Below are 395 nucleotides of genomic sequence, written 5' to 3' on the forward strand. Positions count from 1 at the left end.
CCAAGTTTGAACTTACAGAATTCGGAAAAATTTTGTATCAGGAAGCATTGGAAATACAAAATATTTATCAACGTATTGATGTTTCCAAGAAAAGCTATACCTCAAACTGTGAATTGCGATTAGGCTGCCGAGCGGCTCATCCCAATGATTATGTGGATTTACTTCCGCTTCAAAAATATAAAGCTGCACATCCCCAGGTGAAATTTATTTTCACAGAATACACGTCCTCTCTTTCAATTCAAAAAGTTCAGGAAGGGGCTCTTGACTTTGCTTTTTCCTCGAGTTATGTAAATTGTGATTCCGATTCCTCTTTATTAAGAGTGACCATGCGAAAAGATCACTGTTACGTACTGATTCATGTCGATCTTTTACTGCAGTATTTTCCAGAAAATCTG

General features: G+C 37.0%; 1 protein-coding gene. It reads left to right on the top strand.

Going from position 1 to position 395, the window contains the following annotated elements; genetic code table 11:
• On the top strand, positions 1 to 395 hold a 395-nt coding region (locus NE664_15265), incomplete at both ends, for a hypothetical protein (protein MCQ4727991.1).

The organism is Anaerotignum faecicola, from assembly GCA_024460105.1.
Classification (GTDB): Bacteria; Bacillota; Clostridia; order Lachnospirales; family Anaerotignaceae; genus JANFXS01.